The organism is Ectothiorhodospira sp. 9100 (assembly GCF_022227565.1).
Taxonomy (GTDB): Bacteria; Pseudomonadota; Gammaproteobacteria; order Ectothiorhodospirales; family Ectothiorhodospiraceae; genus Ectothiorhodospira; species Ectothiorhodospira marina.
Genome location: NZ_JAJNAN010000031.1, coordinates 18576 through 35011 on the forward strand (window position 1 = coordinate 18576; position 16436 = coordinate 35011).

Genomic DNA, 16436 nt, shown 5'->3' on the forward strand with positions numbered 1-16436 from the left:
CAGGCCGCATCGCAGTGCCATGGCATCGAAGTTCCGGGCGTGCGCCAACTGACGAACAACACCTTGGTGCGATTCCGGGCAATCAGAGATGTTCCTTCCCCCTTTCTGAAGCGCTGGAAATCGCCCCCCCCCCCGTCCGAGGATCGCTTCAGCTCAATCTGGAATTTCTTGTCCCCCCACCCCGATAAGCGGCCACATCTTGCCGTTAACCGGTGCTTTTAGCCCATTCCGGTCACGCGCGGCAACTTCAAGAGCTTCCTGCGGAAATTTTTTGCCGTCTGCGGCTAAAGCTTGCCGCCCTGGTGCCGATAACGGGCTTGAAGGGGGACGAAACCTGCCGGTGACGGACTCCCGATTCACAGACCCAGAGGGCCGAGAGAGGCCCGCACAAGGCTTAGGAGAACGACCATGGCACAGGTTATCAATACCAATATTGCTTCGCTGAATGCTCAGCGGAACCTCAATGCTACACAGAATCAACTCCAAACGTCTCTGGAAAGACTGTCTTCGGGGCTGCGGATCAATAGTGCGAAGGACGATGCTGCGGGTTTGGCTATTTCTGAGTCGTTTACGTCCCAGATCCGAGGATTGAATCAGGCGGCAAGGAATGCTAACGATGGTATTTCCCTGGCTCAAACAGCAGAGGGAGGGCTTGCTGAGATAAACAACAACCTTCAACGCCTGAGAGAGTTGGCCGTTCAATCTGCCAACGGTACACTCGAAGACACTGATCGCGCACAACTTCAAAAGGAGGTTGCTCAGATTACATCGGAGATCGATCGTGTAGCAAAAGAGACCACATTTAATGGTAAAGAAGTTCTGACCGGTATTTCTGCACTGAACTTGCAAGTTGGCGCGGATGCAGGGCAGACGATTGAGATTTCATTAGATGGCATTGATGCACAAGCAAGTGCACTTGGTGTTTCTGGGTTGAGCCTCTCTTCGCAGGGCGCTGCAAGTGCCGCCTTGGACACACTGGACTCGGCTATCGGTGACATTGCGGGCTTCCGGGCTGACCTTGGTGCTATTCAAAATCGGCTTGAATCCACAGTCTCTAATTTGGAGAATGCTTCGGAGAACTTGTCTGCTGCTCGCTCTCGCATCCTCGATGCCGACTTTGCTGCCGAGACAGCAAGCTTAACCCGATCCCAGATCCTCCAGCAGGCTGGCACCTCGGTGCTTGCACAGGCGAACCAGGCCCCCAATAATGTACTGGCGTTGCTCCAGTAACACCCGGGGCTTGAGGTGAACACAAAAGCCCGGGCGACAACCGTCCCCCGGGCTTTTGTTCTCCCCGCCATCGGGGGAGGAGATAGCAGATGGATACGAGAATGAATGTTGTACCCATGAACCCAGCACTGACGCGACAGGGCGGTGGGCAGGAGGTGGCCGGCAAGGTTTCGCCGGTAGATGCCGGTCCTCCGGGGCAACCCGTGCCCAATGCCGATGCTGGGCAGCCGAGTCAGGACTCTAAGCGGCCCGAAGCCCCTAGCCCAGCCGAACTGGAAAAATCGGTGGATGCGGCGGTTGAGCGCATCAATGAATTTGTCCAGGTGGTCCAGCGCGATCTGCAGTTCACGGTGGATGATTCCACCGGGCGTACCGTGGTGAAGGTGATGGACTCGCAAAGCGAGGAGGTCATTCGCCAGTTGCCGCCGGAGGAGATCCTGGCCGTGGCGGCGCATATGGAAGAGGTGCGTGGTCTGCTGGTGAAGGAGAAGGCCTGACCTGGTTTAGATATTGCTTGTAAAAGGTCGGCGCTGAGTCCATTCAGGCGGCGCGCGCCGCTTTCGTCGAATATTGGCGAGGGTGGTGGCGCTGACCGCCCTTTTGAGTTTGCAGGAGGTTGTCATGAGTACAATCACATCCATGGGCATAGGTTCCGGTATTGATGTACGCGGGCTGGTGGATCAGTTGGTGGCTGCCGAGCGGGCCCCGCGGGAAAACCGCATCAACAGCCAGGAAAAACGCATCGAGGAGCAGATCTCGGGTTTGGGTAAACTCAAAAGTGCCCTGTCGGGTTTTGGTTCTGCACTTGATGGCCTTGGTAGTGCAGGGGATTTCCGGCAAGTGGAAACCCGGGTGGTGAACGAAGGGATGGTTACCGCCAATGCCCGTGATGATGCGCCGATCGGAAATTATGAAGTTGAAGTGACCCAGTTGGCACAATCTCAACGGTTGGCGACCAGTGCGGATCTCTTTAGCGGAGTGGCAGATTTCTCGGCCGGCGGCACGGCATTGGGGGCCGGCGACGTCACCATTACGCTGGCGGACGGTACCACCGAAACCTTTACCCTGACCGAGGAGGCTTCGACGCTGGAGGATCTGCGTGCTGCGATCAACGACCAGTCCGGCAATCTTCGCGCCTCGGTAGTGGATGATGGTAATGGTCCCCGACTGACCCTAAGCACCGCCCAGACAGGCGAGCAAAACGCCATCTCGCAGATTGCAGTCAATGCGGGTGGGGGAGCACTGCTCAACGAACTCAGCTTTAATGCCACAGACCTCACCGCGGATCAGGATACCAGTGGAGGCTTCAGGCAGTTGCGCGCTGCACAGGATGCCATTGTGATGGTGGATGGCTTGGAAGTGACTCGCCCGACCAATGAGTTGCGTGACGTACTGGATGGTGTAGATCTTACACTGAATGACGTTGGAACAACGCGCGTGTCGGTGACCGAGCAGGATGGTACGGCGTTAGAGGCCATTCGCGGTTTTGTAGAAGCCTACAACGATTTACGGGGTCAGCTGAATGAACTGAATGCCTACAACCCAGACACCGAAACCAGCGGTATTCTGAATGGCGACTCCACGCTCCGCGGGGTTCAGAATCAAATGGCCCGCATGGTCAGCAATCCGGTGGACGGCATGGATGGGGCTGTTCGTGCTCTGGCGGATCTGGGCATCAGCACTCAGCGGGATGGCACGCTGGCAATCAACGAGTCCCGACTGGATGAGCGGTTGACTGAGAATCGTGATGCAGTGGTTGCCTTATTCACTCAGGAGGAAACGGGAATTGCTGCGCGGATGCAGGGGGTGGTGGAGCAGTTCACCGGTAGGGATAGCATTATCAATAACCGCACGGAAAGCTTGCAGGAACAGATGTCTAGGCTCGCAGATGATCGCGATCGCCTGGAATACCGCATGGAGCGCATCGAGGCCCGCTATGTGGCCCAGTTCAGTGCCATGGACGCCATGATCGCCCAGATGAACCAGACCAGTCAGTTTCTGGATAACCAGTTGAAGGCCTTGCCGGGCAACAACAAGTAGAGTGTGTGGCGGCTAAACTTTTCCTCTGGCTGGCCGATATCAGGGGTATGGGACTACAGACTGCCGGGAGCGTCCAACCATGAATCAAGCAGCCATGCACAGAGGCATCAACCAGTATCAGCAGGTGGGCGCTGCCGGCGCCTCCTTTGCGGATCCGCATCGCCTGATCGAGATGCTCTTCGATGGTGGCATCGACCGCCTGGCCCAAGCCCGCGGTGCGGTGCATCGGGGGGATCGTAGCGCCAAGATCAAGTTCATCGGCAAGGCCTTCGATATCATCGGCGGGCTGCGCGGCGGGCTGGATCTGGACAAGGGCGGCGATATTGCCGTTAATCTGGATAACCTCTACGAATACATGCAGCGCCGCCTGGTCTCGGCCAACGCCCGCAACGATGTGGAGATCCTCGATGAGGTGACCCAATTGCTCAACGAGATCCGCGAGGCCTGGAAAGCCATTCCCGCCGAGGTGCGGAAGAATCCCACCGCTCAGGTGGTGAGTGATCAGTCGGCGGCGCGGCCGGCGGAGTGATGTCAGGGATTTGAGGCGCCCGGGGTGCATTTTGTACTCCGGTTGTACTCCGGGCGCTTTGTCGTTTTGGGCATGTCTTTTCGCGGCCGAGGGCCGCTCCCACGGGAGGGTGTGATGAGTCAGGGTGTGGAGGATGTACTGGCCGCAGCGGCGGAGCTTGAGCGCCTGGCGCGGCAACGGATCACCTGGGCACAGCAGGGGGAGTGGGATGCCCTGGTGGGCAGCGAGGAGAGGCGGGGTGAGCTGGCCGGGCGTGTCCGGGTGGATGTGTTTGAGGGCCATGAAGCGCTTGCCCGCGCCCTGGCGGAGCGGCTGACGCGGATACGGGATCTGGACGAGGCCCTGGTGCCGCTGCTGGAGCAGGCCCGGGAGGATCTGGCGGTGGAGTTGCAGAAGGTGCAGAAGAAGGCGGCGGGGGCCAGGGCTTATGATCGGACGTCGCGGGGGGAGAAGGGGTAGGGGGTGATTTTGGCATGGGCGGCCCTCACCCCCGGCCCCTCTCCCGCAGGCGGGAGAGGGGAGTGGCGCGCAGGGTTTGAGCTCACTAAAGCGCTGGCCGGATGCAGTTTGGGCTGGTGTTCTGGCACAATCGAACCATAAGCCCATTCTTGAAGGTCAGGGAGACCGCCATGACGTTATCCAAAGAGGACATCGAGTTCATCAAGGCCCACATCGGTGAGTGGCTGGCCGAGCAGAGCCTGGGCAAGCCACCGGCGGTGTATGAGGTGGAGTTGCGCGAGCGCATGGTGCGGGTGGAGGAGGAGCTCAAGCATCAGCGGGAATTGATGCGGGAAGGATTTGAGCAGATGGACAAGCGCTTCGAACAGGTGGATAAGCGCCTGGATCAGATGGATAGGCGTCTCGACAAGATGGATGGTCGATTTGATCGCATGGAAAAGCGCCACGACCAGCATTTCCTGTGGCTCATGGGTTTTATCGCCACAGTGGGTGGACTGGTGGTGGCAGCGATCCGTTTGCTCTGAGGCCGCCGCCTACCGCGCCAGCCTTGCCAGATGCCGTTGATAGCGCCGCATCACCAGCAGGTGCCCCACGGCCTGGGTCCACAGGTAGATGTACCAGGGCAGAGCGGGGGCGAAGTCGTGGATGGCGGCCAGGGTGTAGCGGTCGTCCAGCACGGTGTGAAATTCGAATCGCCCCTTGTCTTCAACATTTCTTGCCAGCAGGCCGCCGGTGATGCGGTAGACCTGGCGCCGTGCGTGGCTGGCGGCAGGGTCGTGGGTGAGTTCCAGGATTTTCAGGCGGGGCCGGCGCAGGTGGATGCGGTAGCCAGCATCGGGCTGGGTGGTGTTGGGGTGGCCGTTTTCTCTTGCGGGGGCGATGACTTCGGTGACCACCAGGGGCCAGCAGCATTGGGTGAGCCAGCGGAAGTAGTTGCCGGCCACCCAGGCGGCGTCCTGCCCTGGGGGGAGGATGATGCGCTGGATGGAGCGCACCCGGCTGTCGCGGCGTAGCTGCGCCCGGGTGCGTTTCTGGATGGGCTGGCGGGGGCTGGGTTTGAGGCGTTGCCGGGGGTGGTCCAGGGCCTCGTTCAGGGCCTGTTCGAAGGGGATGGCGCCGGGGTTGATGTGCCGTTGCAGGGGGTTGTCGCGGATGACCGTATCCCGGGGCAGGCTGTCGATGACCGGGGCGACCAGGTCGGTGGGTGTGCCGGTCACCCAGCGGGCGCCCAGGGCGGCGATGCGGGCGGGCAGCCAGGGCAGGATGATGAAGCGGCGTTTCAGGTTCAGGAGTCGGGCGGTGGTGCGCAGGGCATCCACGTAGCTGATGTCCTGGGGGCCGCCGATGTCGTGGGGGCCGTTGAATCTTTCCGGTTGGCCCACGGCATGTTGAATGGCGCGGTTCAGGTCCTGCAGGGCGATGGGGCGCGTGACTGAGCGGGCCGAGGGCGGCATGAACAGCACGCCCATGCGCCGCACCAGTTCCACCATGAGTCGGCTGGCTGAGCCGCCGGGGCCCACCACCAGGCCGGCGCGCAGCACGGTAACCGGCACGCCATGGGCCGCGAGCACCATTTCCACTTCCCGTCGGCTCCACAGCAGGGTGGAGATGCGGAAGCTGTCGGGGATGTAGCCGCCGACGAAGAGGATCTGTTTTACGCCATTGGCGGCGGCGGCCCGGGCGAAGTTGTCGGCCAGGATCAGGTCCATGTCCCGGGGTGCGGCCTGGGTGAGCCGGGAAGAGGGGGCCAGGGAGTGCACCAGGTAGATGGCGTAGTTACATCCTTTCAGTGCCTGGGTGACGTCGTCCTGGGAGAAGAGGTCACAATGCTGCCACTGGATGCAGGCCTCGGGGTCGGATGTCTCGGCCCGAGCGGGGGAGCGGGTCAGTGCGGTCACCGGGTATTCCTTTGCCAGTTCCCGGCACAGGGTGGTGCCGATAAAACCGCTGGCACCGGCCACGGTGATGCGGGGGGTGTTGAGGGGGCAGGAGGGGGTGGGCATTAGGGCGAGTATACCTGGGTATGACAGGGGGGGGACGGCGGATTGACGGGGTCATTGTGCCGCTGTAAGTTGGTGACTATATGCGATGACCATGGTGGTGTCATGTATCAGGAACACGTCACAAAAACCCAATTCAAGGCCAAGGCTCTCGAGTATTTTCGTCAGGTCGAAACATCGGGTGGTTCAATCGTGGTCACGGACCGTGGGGAACCCACCGTTGAGGTGCGCCGCTATCGATCGGATCAGCGATCACCGTTGGAGAAGTTGAAGGGCAGTGTGGTGGAGTACAGGACACCTACTGAACCCGTGGCAGAAGATGATTGGGAAGCAGCGTCTTGATCATCCTGGATACTCATGTGCTTGTGTGGTGGGTCAACGGGGATGGCCAGTTGTCCCCCAACGCGAAAACGGCCGTCGAGAATGAGCTTGCCACTGAGGATGGCATGGTCTTGGTGTCGGCGATTTCAGCGTGGGAGATTGCCATGCTGGTGAAGGGTGGCCGTCTTATACTCACCATGGCTGTGGATGATTGGCTGGAGACAGCCTCTGCCATCGAAAGGTTTCGGTTTGTTCCGGTTGACAACCAGGTGGGCGTTGAGTCCACCCGGTTACCCGGAGATTTTCATAAGGACCCGGCGGACAGAATGATCGTTGCGCTGGCACGACACCTCAACGTGCCGCTGGTCACCGCAGATACAAAAATCCGGGCCTATCAGCATGTTCAATCGATATGGTGATGGAAATTGGCTTTGACCACCGTTATGAGTACAAGGCCCGTACAATGGCTTCCACCCCCGCCACCGCAGAGAGCCACAGCACCGCTGGTCTGAGCCAGCGGCGGTCCAGGTAGTCCACCAGGTAGCCGGAGATCCAGAAGCCTACCACGATGCCCGGGAGCAGGGCGGTCCAGCAGCAGTTCGGCGACGATGCCTGCGGGCACGAAGATGGCCGACAGGGTGCCTCGCCATCGTGGGCCGGCCACGTTCAGCGCCATGGCTATGCCAGCGAAGCTGTCGGGCAGGGCCCAGGCCACGTCACGGGGCGCCAGTATATGTGGAAAAGCGACACTTTAGTATCGCAAATTCCCATAATCGACGTTATATTGTCGTCATGAAAACGAGGCATGTCACCCTCAGCCCTAAAGCCTCCCTCTCGCTGCGTCTGTTCGCCGGACTGATCGAAGAGGGGAGGCTACGCAAGGGATGGACCCGCGACGAGTTCGCCGAGCGGGTTGGCGTCGGCGTGGTCACGATCCGTCAGGTCGCCAAGGGATCCCCCCGAGTAGCCATCGGAACTTACTTCGAAGCCGCAGCGCTGGTTGGCGTGTCGCTGTTTACCGATGATCTGGACACGCTGAAACGCGAACAGGCGACCCAGCGGGAGCGGCTGACATTGCTCCCCAAGCGCGTTCGCCCTCAGATCCAGGAGCCCATCGATGATGACTTCTAGTCGACGGGCCTATGTGTGGGTCTGGATTCCTGAACAAACATCCCCCGTGGTCGCCGGTCTCGTGGAGCGCAATGATCAGGATCTCTATCGCTTTACCTATGGTCGCCGCTACCTCACGCGCCCTGATGCGATCAGCCTCTTCCCGGGCGAACTTCCTCTTCAGCCCGGAAGCCAGGAGCAGGCCGACGGAACACTGCCCTCCTGCCTGCGTGACGCCTCCCCCGATGCATGGGGGAGGCGCGTCATCATCAACCGCCTGACAGGGCAGAAAGGGGAGACGGCTGATGGTGTCAACTTCAACGAACTGGTCTACTTGCTCGAATCTGGCTCGGATAGGATCGGTGCGCTGGATTTCCAGGAATCCGCCACCGATTACAGGCCACGAGAGAGCCAGGCTGCCACCCTGGACGCATTGCAGGAAGCCTCGGCGTATGTAGAGGCAGGAGAGCCGTTACCCCCGGCCCTGGACCAGGCCATTCAGCACGGCAGCAGTATTGGCGGTGCTCGCCCCAAGGCCCTGCTGGACGATAGGGATCGAAAACTGGTGGCAAAGTTCTCTTCCAGCACCGACCTCTACAACGTGGTGAAAGCGGAGTTCGTCGCCATGCGGCTCGCCAGGCAGGCAGGGCTTGATGTCGCTCCCGTCGAGATGGCCCGCTCCCTGGGCAAGGATGTCCTGCTGGTGGAGCGTTTCGACAGAGTAAAGACCACCGGCGGCTGCAGGAGGCGCATTGTGCTCTCGGCCCTCACGCTACTGGGTTTGGACGAGATGATGGCCCGTTATGCCAGCTATGAGGATCTTGCCCATCGGATACGGGCCGAGTTTGACCAGCCAGGGCAAACGCTGCGTGAGTTGTTTGGCCGCATCGTCTTCAACGTGCTTTGCGGCAATACTGACGACCATGCACGTAACCATGCGGCCTTTTGGGATGGCGTCAGCTATCGACTGACCCCTGCCTACGACATCTGTCCGCAGTCACGTACTGGTGGCGAAGCCACCCAGGCCATGCTGTTTCATGGCCAGGAGCGCCGGAGTCAGCTTGTCCATTGTCTGGCAGCGGCTGGGCGGCTCGGACTGAGTCATGCTCAAGCTCGTGAGATCATCAATCACCAGATCGCGACCCTCCATGACCACTGGGGGGCTGTATGCGATGAGGCTGAGCTGAGCCCGGTCGACCGCGAACTCCTTTGGGGAAGGCAGTTTCTGAATCCGTTCGCGCTGGAGGGCTATACGGAGGCATGAGATGGCTCTCTTCTGGCGGCGTACTCCCTCTAAATCAATGCATGTACAATGGCCGCCACCCCCGCCACCGCAGAGAACAACAGCACTGCCGGCCTGAGCCAGCGGCGGTCCAGGTAGTCCACCAGGTAACCTGAGATCCAGAAGCCCATCACGATGCCCGGGATCAGGGCCAGGCCCAACAGCAGTTCGGTGTGGCTGAATCGGCCCAGGAAGGCCAGGGCGGTGAGGGCGACGATGCCCGCGGGCACGAAGATGGCCGACAGGGTGCCTCGCAGTCGGGGACCGGTCACGTTCTGGAAGGCCAGTGCCAGGGGCGGGCCGCCGATGGAGGTGATGGTGGCCATGAAACTGGACAGCCCGGCGGCTCCCAGTAGATGGTGAGGGCGGGGGTCGGGCATGTGGCGGATGAGGCTCAGGCCTACACCGAGCAGCACCAGGATGCCCAGCAGCATGCCCAAGACCTGTTCGGCCACCACGCCCAGCACCAGGGCGGCCATGGCGGTGCCGGCAAAACTGCCGGGTAGGGCCCAGGCCACGTCCCGTGGATGAACAGCCTGCCATTCCCGCAGGAGGATCAGAAGCGGCAAGGCCATGCCGACGATGAGCATGGGGGCGGGGATGAGTTGGGGGTGGATGAGGTAGAGTAGCGGCGCGCCCAGCAGCGCCACGCCGTAGCCGATGCCACCCTGTATGATGGCGCCGATGATGAGGACGAGGGTGGCCAGGAGCCATTGGGGGAGGGTGAGGGGCAAGTCCATTCCTCATTGTCCCTTTTTCCAGGCAGGTTGCGTAGGGGCGCTTCGGGAAGCGCCCGGCTGGCGCATGGGATGCCCCTTGCAGCCACCCGATGGGCCGCCTGAGTCCGGTACACCGCGCGGGCCGTTCGCGAACGGCCCCTACGTGTGTATTGGTGAGTTGGGGTTGTCTGCTGGCCTTGAATGCCGCGCGGGCCGTTCGCAGGCAGTTTGCGTAGGGGCGCTTCGGGAAGCGCCCGGCCGGTGCATGGGATGCCCCTTGCAGCCACCCGATGGGCCGCCTGAGTCCGGTACACCGCGCGGGCCGTTCGCGAACGGCCCCTACGTGTGTATTGGTGAGTTGGGGTTGTCTGCCGGCCTTCGATAACGCGCAGGCCGTTCGCAGGCAGCTTGCGTAGGGGCGCTTCGGGAAGCGCCCGGCTGGCGCATGGGATACCCCTGCAGCCACCCGATGGGCCTCCTGAGTCCTTTACACCGCGCGGGACGTTCGCGAATGGCCCATAGGTGTGCATTGGTGAGTTGGGTCGTCTGCCGGCCTTGGATGATGTGAGTTTGTCTTTAAGAGATCTGTGAATGCCTGATTTTTCAAGCTTTACTGCCCAGCACCGCTTCTGCGCCGCGCCGATGATCGAGCGGCGGGGAAGGTGCGGCGTTCTGAGATGCAAGGGCTCAAATCCAGTCCGATGAGATCATCGATTGCACTGAAATTGAAGCGATCGGCCATCCGGTAGGCGGTGGGTCGCTACCCTTCAGTCATGAACACGGACCGCATGGTGGCGACGAAGGTTTCAGCCTGCTCGACCATCTCCTTCGCTTCGCCAGGCTCAATGGAGTCCCCGTTGTAGTCAGCCACCAGTCGGATTTCGTGTGCACGGTTCAGATGGCGGCCTATCTCTCTTGATATCGGGCCATTCTTCACCAGAAAGTTACCAAAGGCTCCGATCAGGCCGCTATGGCTGCGACCAATATCCGGTGTTACGAGTGCATCCGAAGCCAGCAGGGCGGCACGGGCTGCATCGAACATGGCATAGTAGGCCCGGTTGGCGGAGCCATCGACGTCGCCTAGCTCAAGCAAGACGCGGGCGGATGCGCAAGCAGTGTCAGCTTTAGCCATCAGCGCTTTGGGCGTTAATTGCTGATTGTTCATAGCCGAACCCCCTCCCGATCGATATTGCGCAGCAAGATGGGGTTCGAGTAGTTTTCTGGATGCTCCCACTCGTCGAGCCAGATCGGCAGTGGCGAGATGAGGATGCCGGTTTCGAGCAGAACATCGAAGGCGATATCAGCCATATCCAGCTTGGTAGGTAGGAAGCGTTGATGCTCGCCGCGTAACAGCACGGCCACGTCTGCGTCACTGTCTGGGCGGTGTGTGCCACGAGCACGGCTGCCATAGACTATGGCTCGCGCTACGTCGTAGCGACTGGAGATCAAGGCGAGGAAGCGGCGGACGGCTTCCTCGGTGCGATGGTCGATGTGATTCATCGGGGAAAAAACAACAGGATGTGTTTTTATCATCGCTTCGGGCCAAGGAGAAAGCAACTTGACGTCCGCTCCCTCGTCAAGACCCACCAGCGAATGCTTCTCAGTTCCTCATTGTCCCCTTTTCCAGGCAGGTTGCGTAGGGGCGCGCTTCGGGAAGCGCCCGGCTGGCGCATCGGATACCCTTGCAGCCACCCGATGGGCCTCCTGAGTCCTTTACACCGCGCGGGCCGTTCGCGAACGGCCCCTACGTGTGTATTGGTGAGTTGGGGTTGTCTGCTGGCCTTGGATGATGTGAGTTTGTCTTTAAGAGATCTGTGAATGCCTGATTTTTCAAGCTTTACTGCCCAGCACCGCTTCTGCGTGGCGCCGATGATGGAATGGACTGACCGCCATTGCCGGTACTTTCTGCGCCTGCTCAGTCAGCGGGCATTTCTCTACACCGAGATGGTCACCACGGGTGCGCTGATTCATGGTGATCGGGATCGCTTCCTGGCCTTTGATCCGGCAGAGCATCCCGTGGCGCTGCAACTGGGCGGTTCCGAACCGGAGGACCTGGCCCGGTCTGCCGTCATGGCTCAGGAGGCTGGGTATGATGAGGTGAATCTGAACGTGGGCTGCCCTTCGGATCGGGTGAGTTCCGGGCGGTTTGGGGCGTCTTTGATGAGGGAGCCGGAGCGCGTGGCGGACTGTGTGCGGGCCATGAGCGAGGCGGTGGATATCCCGGTGGCAGTGAAGCATCGCATCGGGATTGATGACCTGGATTCCTATGAGTTTCTCGCGGGCTTCGTGGACAAGGTGGCCTCGGCGGGTTGCCAGTTGTTCATCGTGCATGCCCGCAAGGCCTGGCTGCAGGGACTGAGCCCGAAGCAGAATCGGGAGATTCCGCCCCTGTGCTATGAGCGTGTGCATCAGTTGAAGGCGGATTTTCCTCATCTCTCCATCATCATCAATGGGGGGCTGACCACCCTGGATGCCTGTCAGGCGCAGCTGGAGCATGTGAATGGGGTGATGGTGGGGCGGGAGGCCTATTACAACCCGGGCATCCTGGCGGGTGTGGATGGGTTGCTTTATGGCGAGCAGGGGCCGGCGCCGACGCCCCATGAGGTGGTGGAGCGCTTTGTGCCTTATGTGGAGGCGCGCCTGGCCGAGGGTGTGCCCCTGCAGGCCATGACGCGGCATATCCTGGGGCTGTTCCCGTGCATGCCGGGGGCGCGGGCCTGGCGGCGGCATATCAGTGAGAATGCCCACCGGGACGGTGCGGGGGTGGAGGTGATTCTTGAGGCGGTGGGGAAGGTGCGGCGTCCTGAGATGGAGTGATCAGGCGACCTGGTGATGGCGCCGATAGGAATCCCCCTGGCCCGCCAGTAATCCGTCGATGGATATGTCCTCGTCCAGGGCATCCCAGTGGATGCCCCTGGGGGAAAGTTCGAAGTCGGCTAAATCCGCTTCCGTCGCATTCAGCAAGCGGGGGAACCATACCAAGGGTACTCCAAGGGTTCTTCCATCCTGGAGTTCAACCCAGAGGCTATCCTCGTCAACCCACGCCCTTTTAGGTGATGTATTCATTCCAGGAGTCCTCGAAGAGCTTTCTGTGGAGTGTTACCAGTTTTTCGATCCTTCGCAAGGTGTGTGCGTCAAATCCATCATTGCGGGCAAGTTTTACCTCTGGCGTCAGCCAGAACTTTGCTTCGCTTCCGGCGTGGCGTACATGAATGTGGGCGGGTTCTGGTGATTGTCCTTCGTTACTGTAGAAGAAGAACTTGAGTCCCTTTATGCGGAGAATTACAGGCATTTCCAGTAGTACTTCCTGTTTTGCCTGGGGTGCCCGCCGTTACCCCTCATCCCCGGCCCTTCTCCCCGGGGGGGAGAAGGGAGTTACCTACCTTTGGGGATTTTCGACTGTCCTGGACTTCCTGAGCCCCTCTCCCGCTGGCGGGAGAGGGGTTGGGGTGAGGGTGGGCCTTTAGATCCGCCGCGCCTGATCCCCTGCATTCCCCGTGTACCGCCCCGGGGTGAGTTCCCTGAGATTGGCCTTGGCTTCTTCGGGAATCTCCAGGCTGTCAATGAACATGCGCAGACTGGGGCCGTCGATGCGCTGGCCGCGGGTGAGTTCCTTGAGCTTTTCGTAGGGTTTTTCGATGCCGTAGCGGCGCATGACCGTCTGGATGGGTTCGGCGAGGACTTCCCAGTTGGCTTCCAGGTCGGCGTCCAGACGGGCGGTGTCGGCTTCCAGTTTGCCGAGGCCCTTGGCCAGGGCCTGGTAGGCGATCACCGACCACGCGAAACCCAGGCCGATGTTGCGCAGCACGGTGGAGTCGGTGAGGTCGCGCTGCCAGCGGGAGATGGGCAGCTTGCCGGCCAGGTGATCCAGCACGGCGTTGGCCAGGCCCAGGTTGCCTTCGGCATTCTCGAAGTCGATGGGGTTCACCTTGTGGGGCATGGTGGATGAACCCACCTCGCCGGCCACCACCCGTTGCTTGAAATATCCCAGGGAGATATAGCCCCAGGCGTCCCGAGAGAAGTCGATCAACACCGTGTTGAACCGGGACAGGGCGTGGAACATCTCCGCCATGTAGTCGTGAGGTTCGATCTGGATGGTATAGGGGTTCATCTCCAGGCCCAGGTTGTCGATGAAACCGCGGCTCAGGGTCTCCCAGTCCACCTCCGGGTAGGCGCTCAGGTGGGCATTGAAGTTGCCCACGGCGCCGTTCATCTTGCCCTTGAGGACCACATCGGCCACCTGGTTGCGGGCAATCTTGAGGCGGTGCACCACGTTTGCCATTTCCTTGCCCAGGGTGGTGGGGGAGGCGGGTTGGCCATGGGTGCGCGACAGCATGGGCTGATCGGCATGGCGATGGGCCAGATCCTTGATGGACTGGATCACCTCGTCCATCAGCGGCAGCATGGCCTGCCCACGGGCATGCTTGAGCATCAGGGCATAGGCCAGGTTATTGATGTCCTCGGAGGTGCAGGCGAAGTGGAAGAACTCGCTGATGGCCTCCAGTTCTTTATTGCCCGCGATCTTCTCCTTGAGGAAATACTCCACCGCCTTCACATCGTGATTGGTGGTGCTCTCGATGTTCTTCACCCGCCGGGCGTCGTCCTCGGAGAAGCCTTCCACGATGCCGTTGAGGATCTGCACCGCATGCTCACTCAGGGCCGGCACTTCGGCGATGCCGGGGTGATCGGCCAGGGCCTTGAGCCACTCCACCTCCACTTGCACTCGGTGGCGGATCAGGCCGAATTCGCTGAAGATGGGGCGCAGCATTTCGGTCTTGTTGCCATAGCGTCCATCCACCGGGGCGATGGCGGTGAGGGTTGAAAGATCCATGGGAGCTTCTCCGGAGGGGCTTGCGAAAAAGGCCGTGGATTATACTACAGGTCAGTTCAATGCAGGTGGCAGGAGCGTGATCATGTCGAAAGACCGGATCGAGCAAGACAGCATGGGTAAGGTGAACGTGCCTATGGATGCCCTCTATGGGGCACAGACCCAACGGGCCGTGGACAACTTTCACATGAGCGGGCGGCCCATGCCCCCCGCCTTTATCCAGGCCCTGGGGCAGGTCAAGGCCACCTGCGCCCAGGTGAATGCTGAACTGGGGTGGCTTCAGCCCGGCATGGCCCAAGCCATCATCCAGGCGGCCGAAGAAGTGGCCAATGGGCTGCATGGGGACCAGTTTCCTGTGGATGTCTTCCAGACCGGCAGTGGCACCAGTACCAATATGAATATCAACGAGGTGATCGCCCACCTGGCCACGCGGCAACTGGGTGAAGCGGTGCATCCCAATGATCATGTAAACCTGGGGCAGAGTTCCAATGATGTGATCCCCACCACGCTGCATGTGGCCGCCCGGGTGGCCCTGGAGCGGGATCTGATCCCGGCCCTGATCGATCTGGCCGATGGGCTGGACCGGCGGGCGGCCGAGTACAAGGATGTGGTCAAGACTGGCCGTACGCACCTGATGGATGCCATGCCGGTGCGTCTGGATCAGGAGATCGGCGGCTGGGTGCAGCAGTTGCGTTACGGGGTGGAGCGGTTGGAGGATGCTGGCGAACGCCTGGAGGAGTTGGCTATCGGTGGCACGGCGGTGGGCACGGGGGTGAATGCCCATCCGGAGTTCGGCGAGCGGGTGGCGACGGCCCTGTCGCGTCGCACGGGCGTGGCCTTTGTGCCGAAACCGAACCGATTCGAGGCCCTGGCGGCGCAGGATGCGGCCGTGGAGATGAGCGGCCAACTCAAGACGGTGGCGGTGAGCCTGATGAAGATCTGCAACGACCTGCGCTGGATGAACTCCGGGCCCTTGTCCGGCCTGGGGGAGATCGCCCTGCCGGCGCTGCAGCCGGGGAGCAGCATCATGCCGGGGAAGGTGAACCCGGTGGCGCCGGAGGCGGTGGCCATGGGGTGTGCTCGGGTGATGGGGAATGATGTCACCATCACTGTGGCTGGGCAGTCCGGAAACTTTCAGCTGAACGTGATGTTACCGGTGATTGCTGATACTTTGCTTGAAAGCATTCAGCTATTGACTGGCGGGTCGCGTCTGCTCCTGGTGCAGGCGGTGGAGGGCTTTGTGGTGAATGAGGACCATCTGGCCCAGGCCCTGTCGCGCAATCCGGTGCTGGTCACGGCGCTGAACCCGTTGATTGGTTACGAGAAGGGGGCTGCGATTGCCAAGAAGGCCTATGCGGAGGGTCGGCCCGTGCTGGAGGTGGCGCTGGAGATGACGGATCTGGATGAGGCGGAGTTGAGGAAGTGGCTGGATCCTATTGGAATGACAGGGCAATAGGAGGGTCAAGTTTGTGATGGGTGGGTTGCTGGGGTCGTTCGCGAACGACCCGTACGGGATTCTGGGGGGGGTAGGGGGTGTGATGTTGGCTGGGGTGCTGTGTGGGGGTCGTTCGCGAACGACCCGTACGGGATTCTGAGGGGGGTAGGGGGTGTGATGTTGGCTGGGTGCTGTGTAGGGGTCGTTCGCGAACGACCCGTACGGGTGTCGGGGGGGGTCAGGATGAGGCGGACTGTTTTTGTTGGTTCGTCGAACACGAATCCTGAAGATACTCACATAACTCGTCATACGGCAGCGGTCGGCTGAAGTAATAGCCCTGCACGGATTCGCAGTCCAGATCTCTGAGAAAATCCAGCTGATGACGTGCTTCCACCCCCTCGGCCACCACCTCCAGTCCTAGGCCCTTGGCCATGGCCACGATGGCCTTGACGATGGCGGCGTCATCACGGTCCTGGGGGATAC

Annotated in this window: 21 protein-coding genes; 12 read left to right on the forward strand and 9 right to left on the reverse strand. The window is 61.0% G+C overall.

Annotated features, from left to right (window positions below):
* Positions 1–408 precede the first annotated feature (408 nt).
* From LPW29_RS10385 to LPW29_RS10410, 6 genes are all read left to right on the forward strand, one after another.
* A complete protein-coding gene (locus LPW29_RS10385) occupies positions 409–1230 on the forward strand; it encodes a flagellin domain-containing protein (protein ID WP_238627950.1) in 822 nt (273 codons plus the stop codon).
* 116 nt (positions 1231–1346) lie between these two features.
* The gene (locus LPW29_RS10390) at positions 1347–1727 is read left to right on the forward strand and encodes a flagellar protein FlaG (protein ID WP_238627951.1); all 381 of its coding nucleotides are present in this window, start codon (positions 1347–1349) and stop codon (positions 1725–1727) included.
* Positions 1728–1812: 85 nt separating this feature from the next.
* Positions 1813–3270: a flagellar filament capping protein FliD gene (fliD, locus tag LPW29_RS10395; RefSeq protein ID WP_238627952.1), complete on the forward strand. Its 1458-nt coding sequence runs from the start codon at positions 1813–1815 to the stop codon at positions 3268–3270.
* A gap of 79 nt (positions 3271–3349) precedes the next feature.
* A complete protein-coding gene (gene fliS / locus LPW29_RS10400; RefSeq protein WP_238627953.1) occupies positions 3350–3799 on the forward strand; it encodes a flagellar export chaperone FliS in 450 nt (149 codons plus the stop codon).
* 114 nt (positions 3800–3913) lie between these two features.
* Positions 3914–4258 carry a flagellar protein FliT gene (locus LPW29_RS10405; protein ID WP_238627954.1) on the forward strand — a complete coding sequence of 115 codons (345 nt, stop codon included), beginning with the start codon at positions 3914–3916 and terminating at the stop codon, positions 4256–4258.
* 170 nt (positions 4259–4428) lie between these two features.
* A complete protein-coding gene (locus tag LPW29_RS10410; protein WP_238627955.1) occupies positions 4429–4782 on the forward strand; it encodes a hypothetical protein in 354 nt (117 codons plus the stop codon).
* A gap of 9 nt (positions 4783–4791) precedes the next feature.
* Here the strand turns inward: LPW29_RS10410 and LPW29_RS10415 are convergent, their stop codons facing one another.
* Complete coding sequence (locus LPW29_RS10415; RefSeq protein ID WP_238627956.1) at positions 4792–6261, reverse strand: NAD(P)H-binding protein; 1470 nt, start codon at positions 6259–6261, stop codon at positions 4792–4794.
* Between the two features lie 102 nt (positions 6262–6363).
* Between LPW29_RS10415 and LPW29_RS10420 the strand changes: the two genes are divergently transcribed.
* Positions 6364–6600 carry a type II toxin-antitoxin system Phd/YefM family antitoxin gene (locus LPW29_RS10420; RefSeq protein WP_238627957.1) on the forward strand — a complete coding sequence of 79 codons (237 nt, stop codon included), beginning with the start codon at positions 6364–6366 and terminating at the stop codon, positions 6598–6600.
* Positions 6597–6998 carry a type II toxin-antitoxin system VapC family toxin gene (locus LPW29_RS10425; RefSeq protein WP_238627958.1) on the forward strand — a complete coding sequence of 134 codons (402 nt, stop codon included), beginning with the start codon at positions 6597–6599 and terminating at the stop codon, positions 6996–6998. Before LPW29_RS10420 ends, LPW29_RS10425 begins: the two co-directional genes overlap by 4 nt.
* Positions 6999–7020: 22 nt before the next feature.
* Here the strand turns inward: LPW29_RS10425 and LPW29_RS15510 are convergent, their stop codons facing one another.
* Positions 7021–7146, reverse strand: a complete 126-nt coding sequence (locus LPW29_RS15510) for a hypothetical protein (protein WP_255705748.1) — start codon at positions 7144–7146, stop codon at positions 7021–7023.
* Positions 7147–7371: 225 nt separating this feature from the next.
* Between LPW29_RS15510 and LPW29_RS10430 the strand changes: the two genes are divergently transcribed.
* Both LPW29_RS10430 and LPW29_RS10435 read left to right on the forward strand, forming a co-directional pair.
* Positions 7372–7710 (forward strand): helix-turn-helix domain-containing protein, encoded by a 339-nt coding sequence (locus LPW29_RS10430; protein ID WP_238627959.1) that lies wholly within the window; start codon positions 7372–7374, stop codon positions 7708–7710.
* On the forward strand, positions 7697–8953 hold the full coding sequence (locus LPW29_RS10435) for a type II toxin-antitoxin system HipA family toxin (RefSeq protein WP_238627960.1): 1257 nt from the start codon (positions 7697–7699) through the stop codon (positions 8951–8953). Before LPW29_RS10430 ends, LPW29_RS10435 begins: the two co-directional genes overlap by 14 nt.
* A gap of 29 nt (positions 8954–8982) precedes the next feature.
* Here LPW29_RS10435 and LPW29_RS10440 read toward each other — a convergent pair whose 3' ends face one another.
* From LPW29_RS10440 to LPW29_RS10450, 3 genes are all read right to left on the reverse strand, one after another.
* Positions 8983–9711, reverse strand: coding sequence for a sulfite exporter TauE/SafE family protein (locus LPW29_RS10440; RefSeq protein WP_238627961.1), 729 nt, complete (start codon positions 9709–9711; stop codon positions 8983–8985).
* Between the two features lie 739 nt (positions 9712–10450).
* The gene (locus tag LPW29_RS10445; protein ID WP_238627962.1) at positions 10451–10855 is read right to left on the reverse strand and encodes a HEPN domain-containing protein; all 405 of its coding nucleotides are present in this window, start codon (positions 10853–10855) and stop codon (positions 10451–10453) included.
* Positions 10852–11277: a nucleotidyltransferase domain-containing protein gene (locus LPW29_RS10450; RefSeq protein WP_238627963.1), complete on the reverse strand. Its 426-nt coding sequence runs from the start codon at positions 11275–11277 to the stop codon at positions 10852–10854. Before LPW29_RS10450 ends, LPW29_RS10445 begins: the two co-directional genes overlap by 4 nt.
* Before the next feature lie 231 nt (positions 11278–11508).
* Here LPW29_RS10450 and dusA point away from each other — a divergent pair, with 231 nt between their 5' ends.
* Positions 11509–12507 (forward strand): tRNA dihydrouridine(20/20a) synthase DusA, encoded by a 999-nt coding sequence (gene dusA / locus LPW29_RS10455; protein ID WP_255705745.1) that lies wholly within the window; start codon positions 11509–11511, stop codon positions 12505–12507.
* On the opposite strand, the gene LPW29_RS10460 is transcribed toward dusA, so the two are convergent.
* From LPW29_RS10460 to purB, 3 genes are all read right to left on the reverse strand, one after another.
* Complete coding sequence (locus LPW29_RS10460) at positions 12508–12756, reverse strand: DUF2442 domain-containing protein (protein ID WP_238627964.1); 249 nt, start codon at positions 12754–12756, stop codon at positions 12508–12510.
* Positions 12740–12982 carry a DUF4160 domain-containing protein gene (locus tag LPW29_RS10465; protein WP_238627965.1) on the reverse strand — a complete coding sequence of 81 codons (243 nt, stop codon included), beginning with the start codon at positions 12980–12982 and terminating at the stop codon, positions 12740–12742. Before LPW29_RS10465 ends, LPW29_RS10460 begins: the two co-directional genes overlap by 17 nt.
* Positions 12983–13153: 171 nt before the next feature.
* Complete coding sequence (gene purB, locus LPW29_RS10470; protein WP_238627966.1) at positions 13154–14521, reverse strand: adenylosuccinate lyase; 1368 nt, start codon at positions 14519–14521, stop codon at positions 13154–13156.
* A gap of 82 nt (positions 14522–14603) precedes the next feature.
* On the opposite strand from purB, the gene LPW29_RS10475 reads away from it, so the two are divergent.
* Complete coding sequence (locus LPW29_RS10475) at positions 14604–15974, forward strand: class II fumarate hydratase (protein ID WP_238627967.1); 1371 nt, start codon at positions 14604–14606, stop codon at positions 15972–15974.
* Positions 15975–16191: 217 nt separating this feature from the next.
* Here LPW29_RS10475 and LPW29_RS10480 read toward each other — a convergent pair.
* Positions 16192–16436, reverse strand: a 245-nt coding sequence (locus LPW29_RS10480; protein WP_238627968.1) for an EAL domain-containing protein, incomplete at its 5' end; no start/stop codon positions are given.

What these genes read in the sequence shown, in the direction of transcription:
- LPW29_RS10430 (WP_238627959.1), top strand. Translation starts at nt 7,372, where the DNA reads ATGAAAACGAGGCATGTCACCCTCAGCCCTAAAGCCTCCCTCTCGCTG.
- LPW29_RS10445 (WP_238627962.1), bottom strand. Translation starts at nt 10,855, where the DNA reads ATGAACAATCAGCAATTAACGCCCAAAGCGCTGATGGCTAAAGCTGAC.
- LPW29_RS10435 (WP_238627960.1), top strand. Translation starts at nt 7,697, where the DNA reads ATGATGACTTCTAGTCGACGGGCCTATGTGTGGGTCTGGATTCCTGAA.
- fliS (WP_238627953.1), top strand. Translation starts at nt 3,350, where the DNA reads ATGAATCAAGCAGCCATGCACAGAGGCATCAACCAGTATCAGCAGGTG.
- LPW29_RS10440 (WP_238627961.1), bottom strand. Translation starts at nt 9,711, where the DNA reads ATGGACTTGCCCCTCACCCTCCCCCAATGGCTCCTGGCCACCCTCGTC.
- LPW29_RS10420 (WP_238627957.1), top strand. Translation starts at nt 6,364, where the DNA reads ATGTATCAGGAACACGTCACAAAAACCCAATTCAAGGCCAAGGCTCTC.
- LPW29_RS10465 (WP_238627965.1), bottom strand. Translation starts at nt 12,982, where the DNA reads ATGCCTGTAATTCTCCGCATAAAGGGACTCAAGTTCTTCTTCTACAGT.
- LPW29_RS10415 (WP_238627956.1), bottom strand. Translation starts at nt 6,261, where the DNA reads ATGCCCACCCCCTCCTGCCCCCTCAACACCCCCCGCATCACCGTGGCC.
- purB (WP_238627966.1), bottom strand. Translation starts at nt 14,521, where the DNA reads ATGGATCTTTCAACCCTCACCGCCATCGCCCCGGTGGATGGACGCTAT.
- LPW29_RS10385 (WP_238627950.1), top strand. Translation starts at nt 409, where the DNA reads ATGGCACAGGTTATCAATACCAATATTGCTTCGCTGAATGCTCAGCGG.
- LPW29_RS10475 (WP_238627967.1), top strand. Translation starts at nt 14,604, where the DNA reads ATGTCGAAAGACCGGATCGAGCAAGACAGCATGGGTAAGGTGAACGTG.
- LPW29_RS10460 (WP_238627964.1), bottom strand. Translation starts at nt 12,756, where the DNA reads ATGAATACATCACCTAAAAGGGCGTGGGTTGACGAGGATAGCCTCTGG.
- LPW29_RS10405 (WP_238627954.1), top strand. Translation starts at nt 3,914, where the DNA reads ATGAGTCAGGGTGTGGAGGATGTACTGGCCGCAGCGGCGGAGCTTGAG.
- dusA (WP_255705745.1), top strand. Translation starts at nt 11,509, where the DNA reads ATGCCTGATTTTTCAAGCTTTACTGCCCAGCACCGCTTCTGCGTGGCG.
- LPW29_RS10410 (WP_238627955.1), top strand. Translation starts at nt 4,429, where the DNA reads ATGACGTTATCCAAAGAGGACATCGAGTTCATCAAGGCCCACATCGGT.
- LPW29_RS10390 (WP_238627951.1), top strand. Translation starts at nt 1,347, where the DNA reads ATGAACCCAGCACTGACGCGACAGGGCGGTGGGCAGGAGGTGGCCGGC.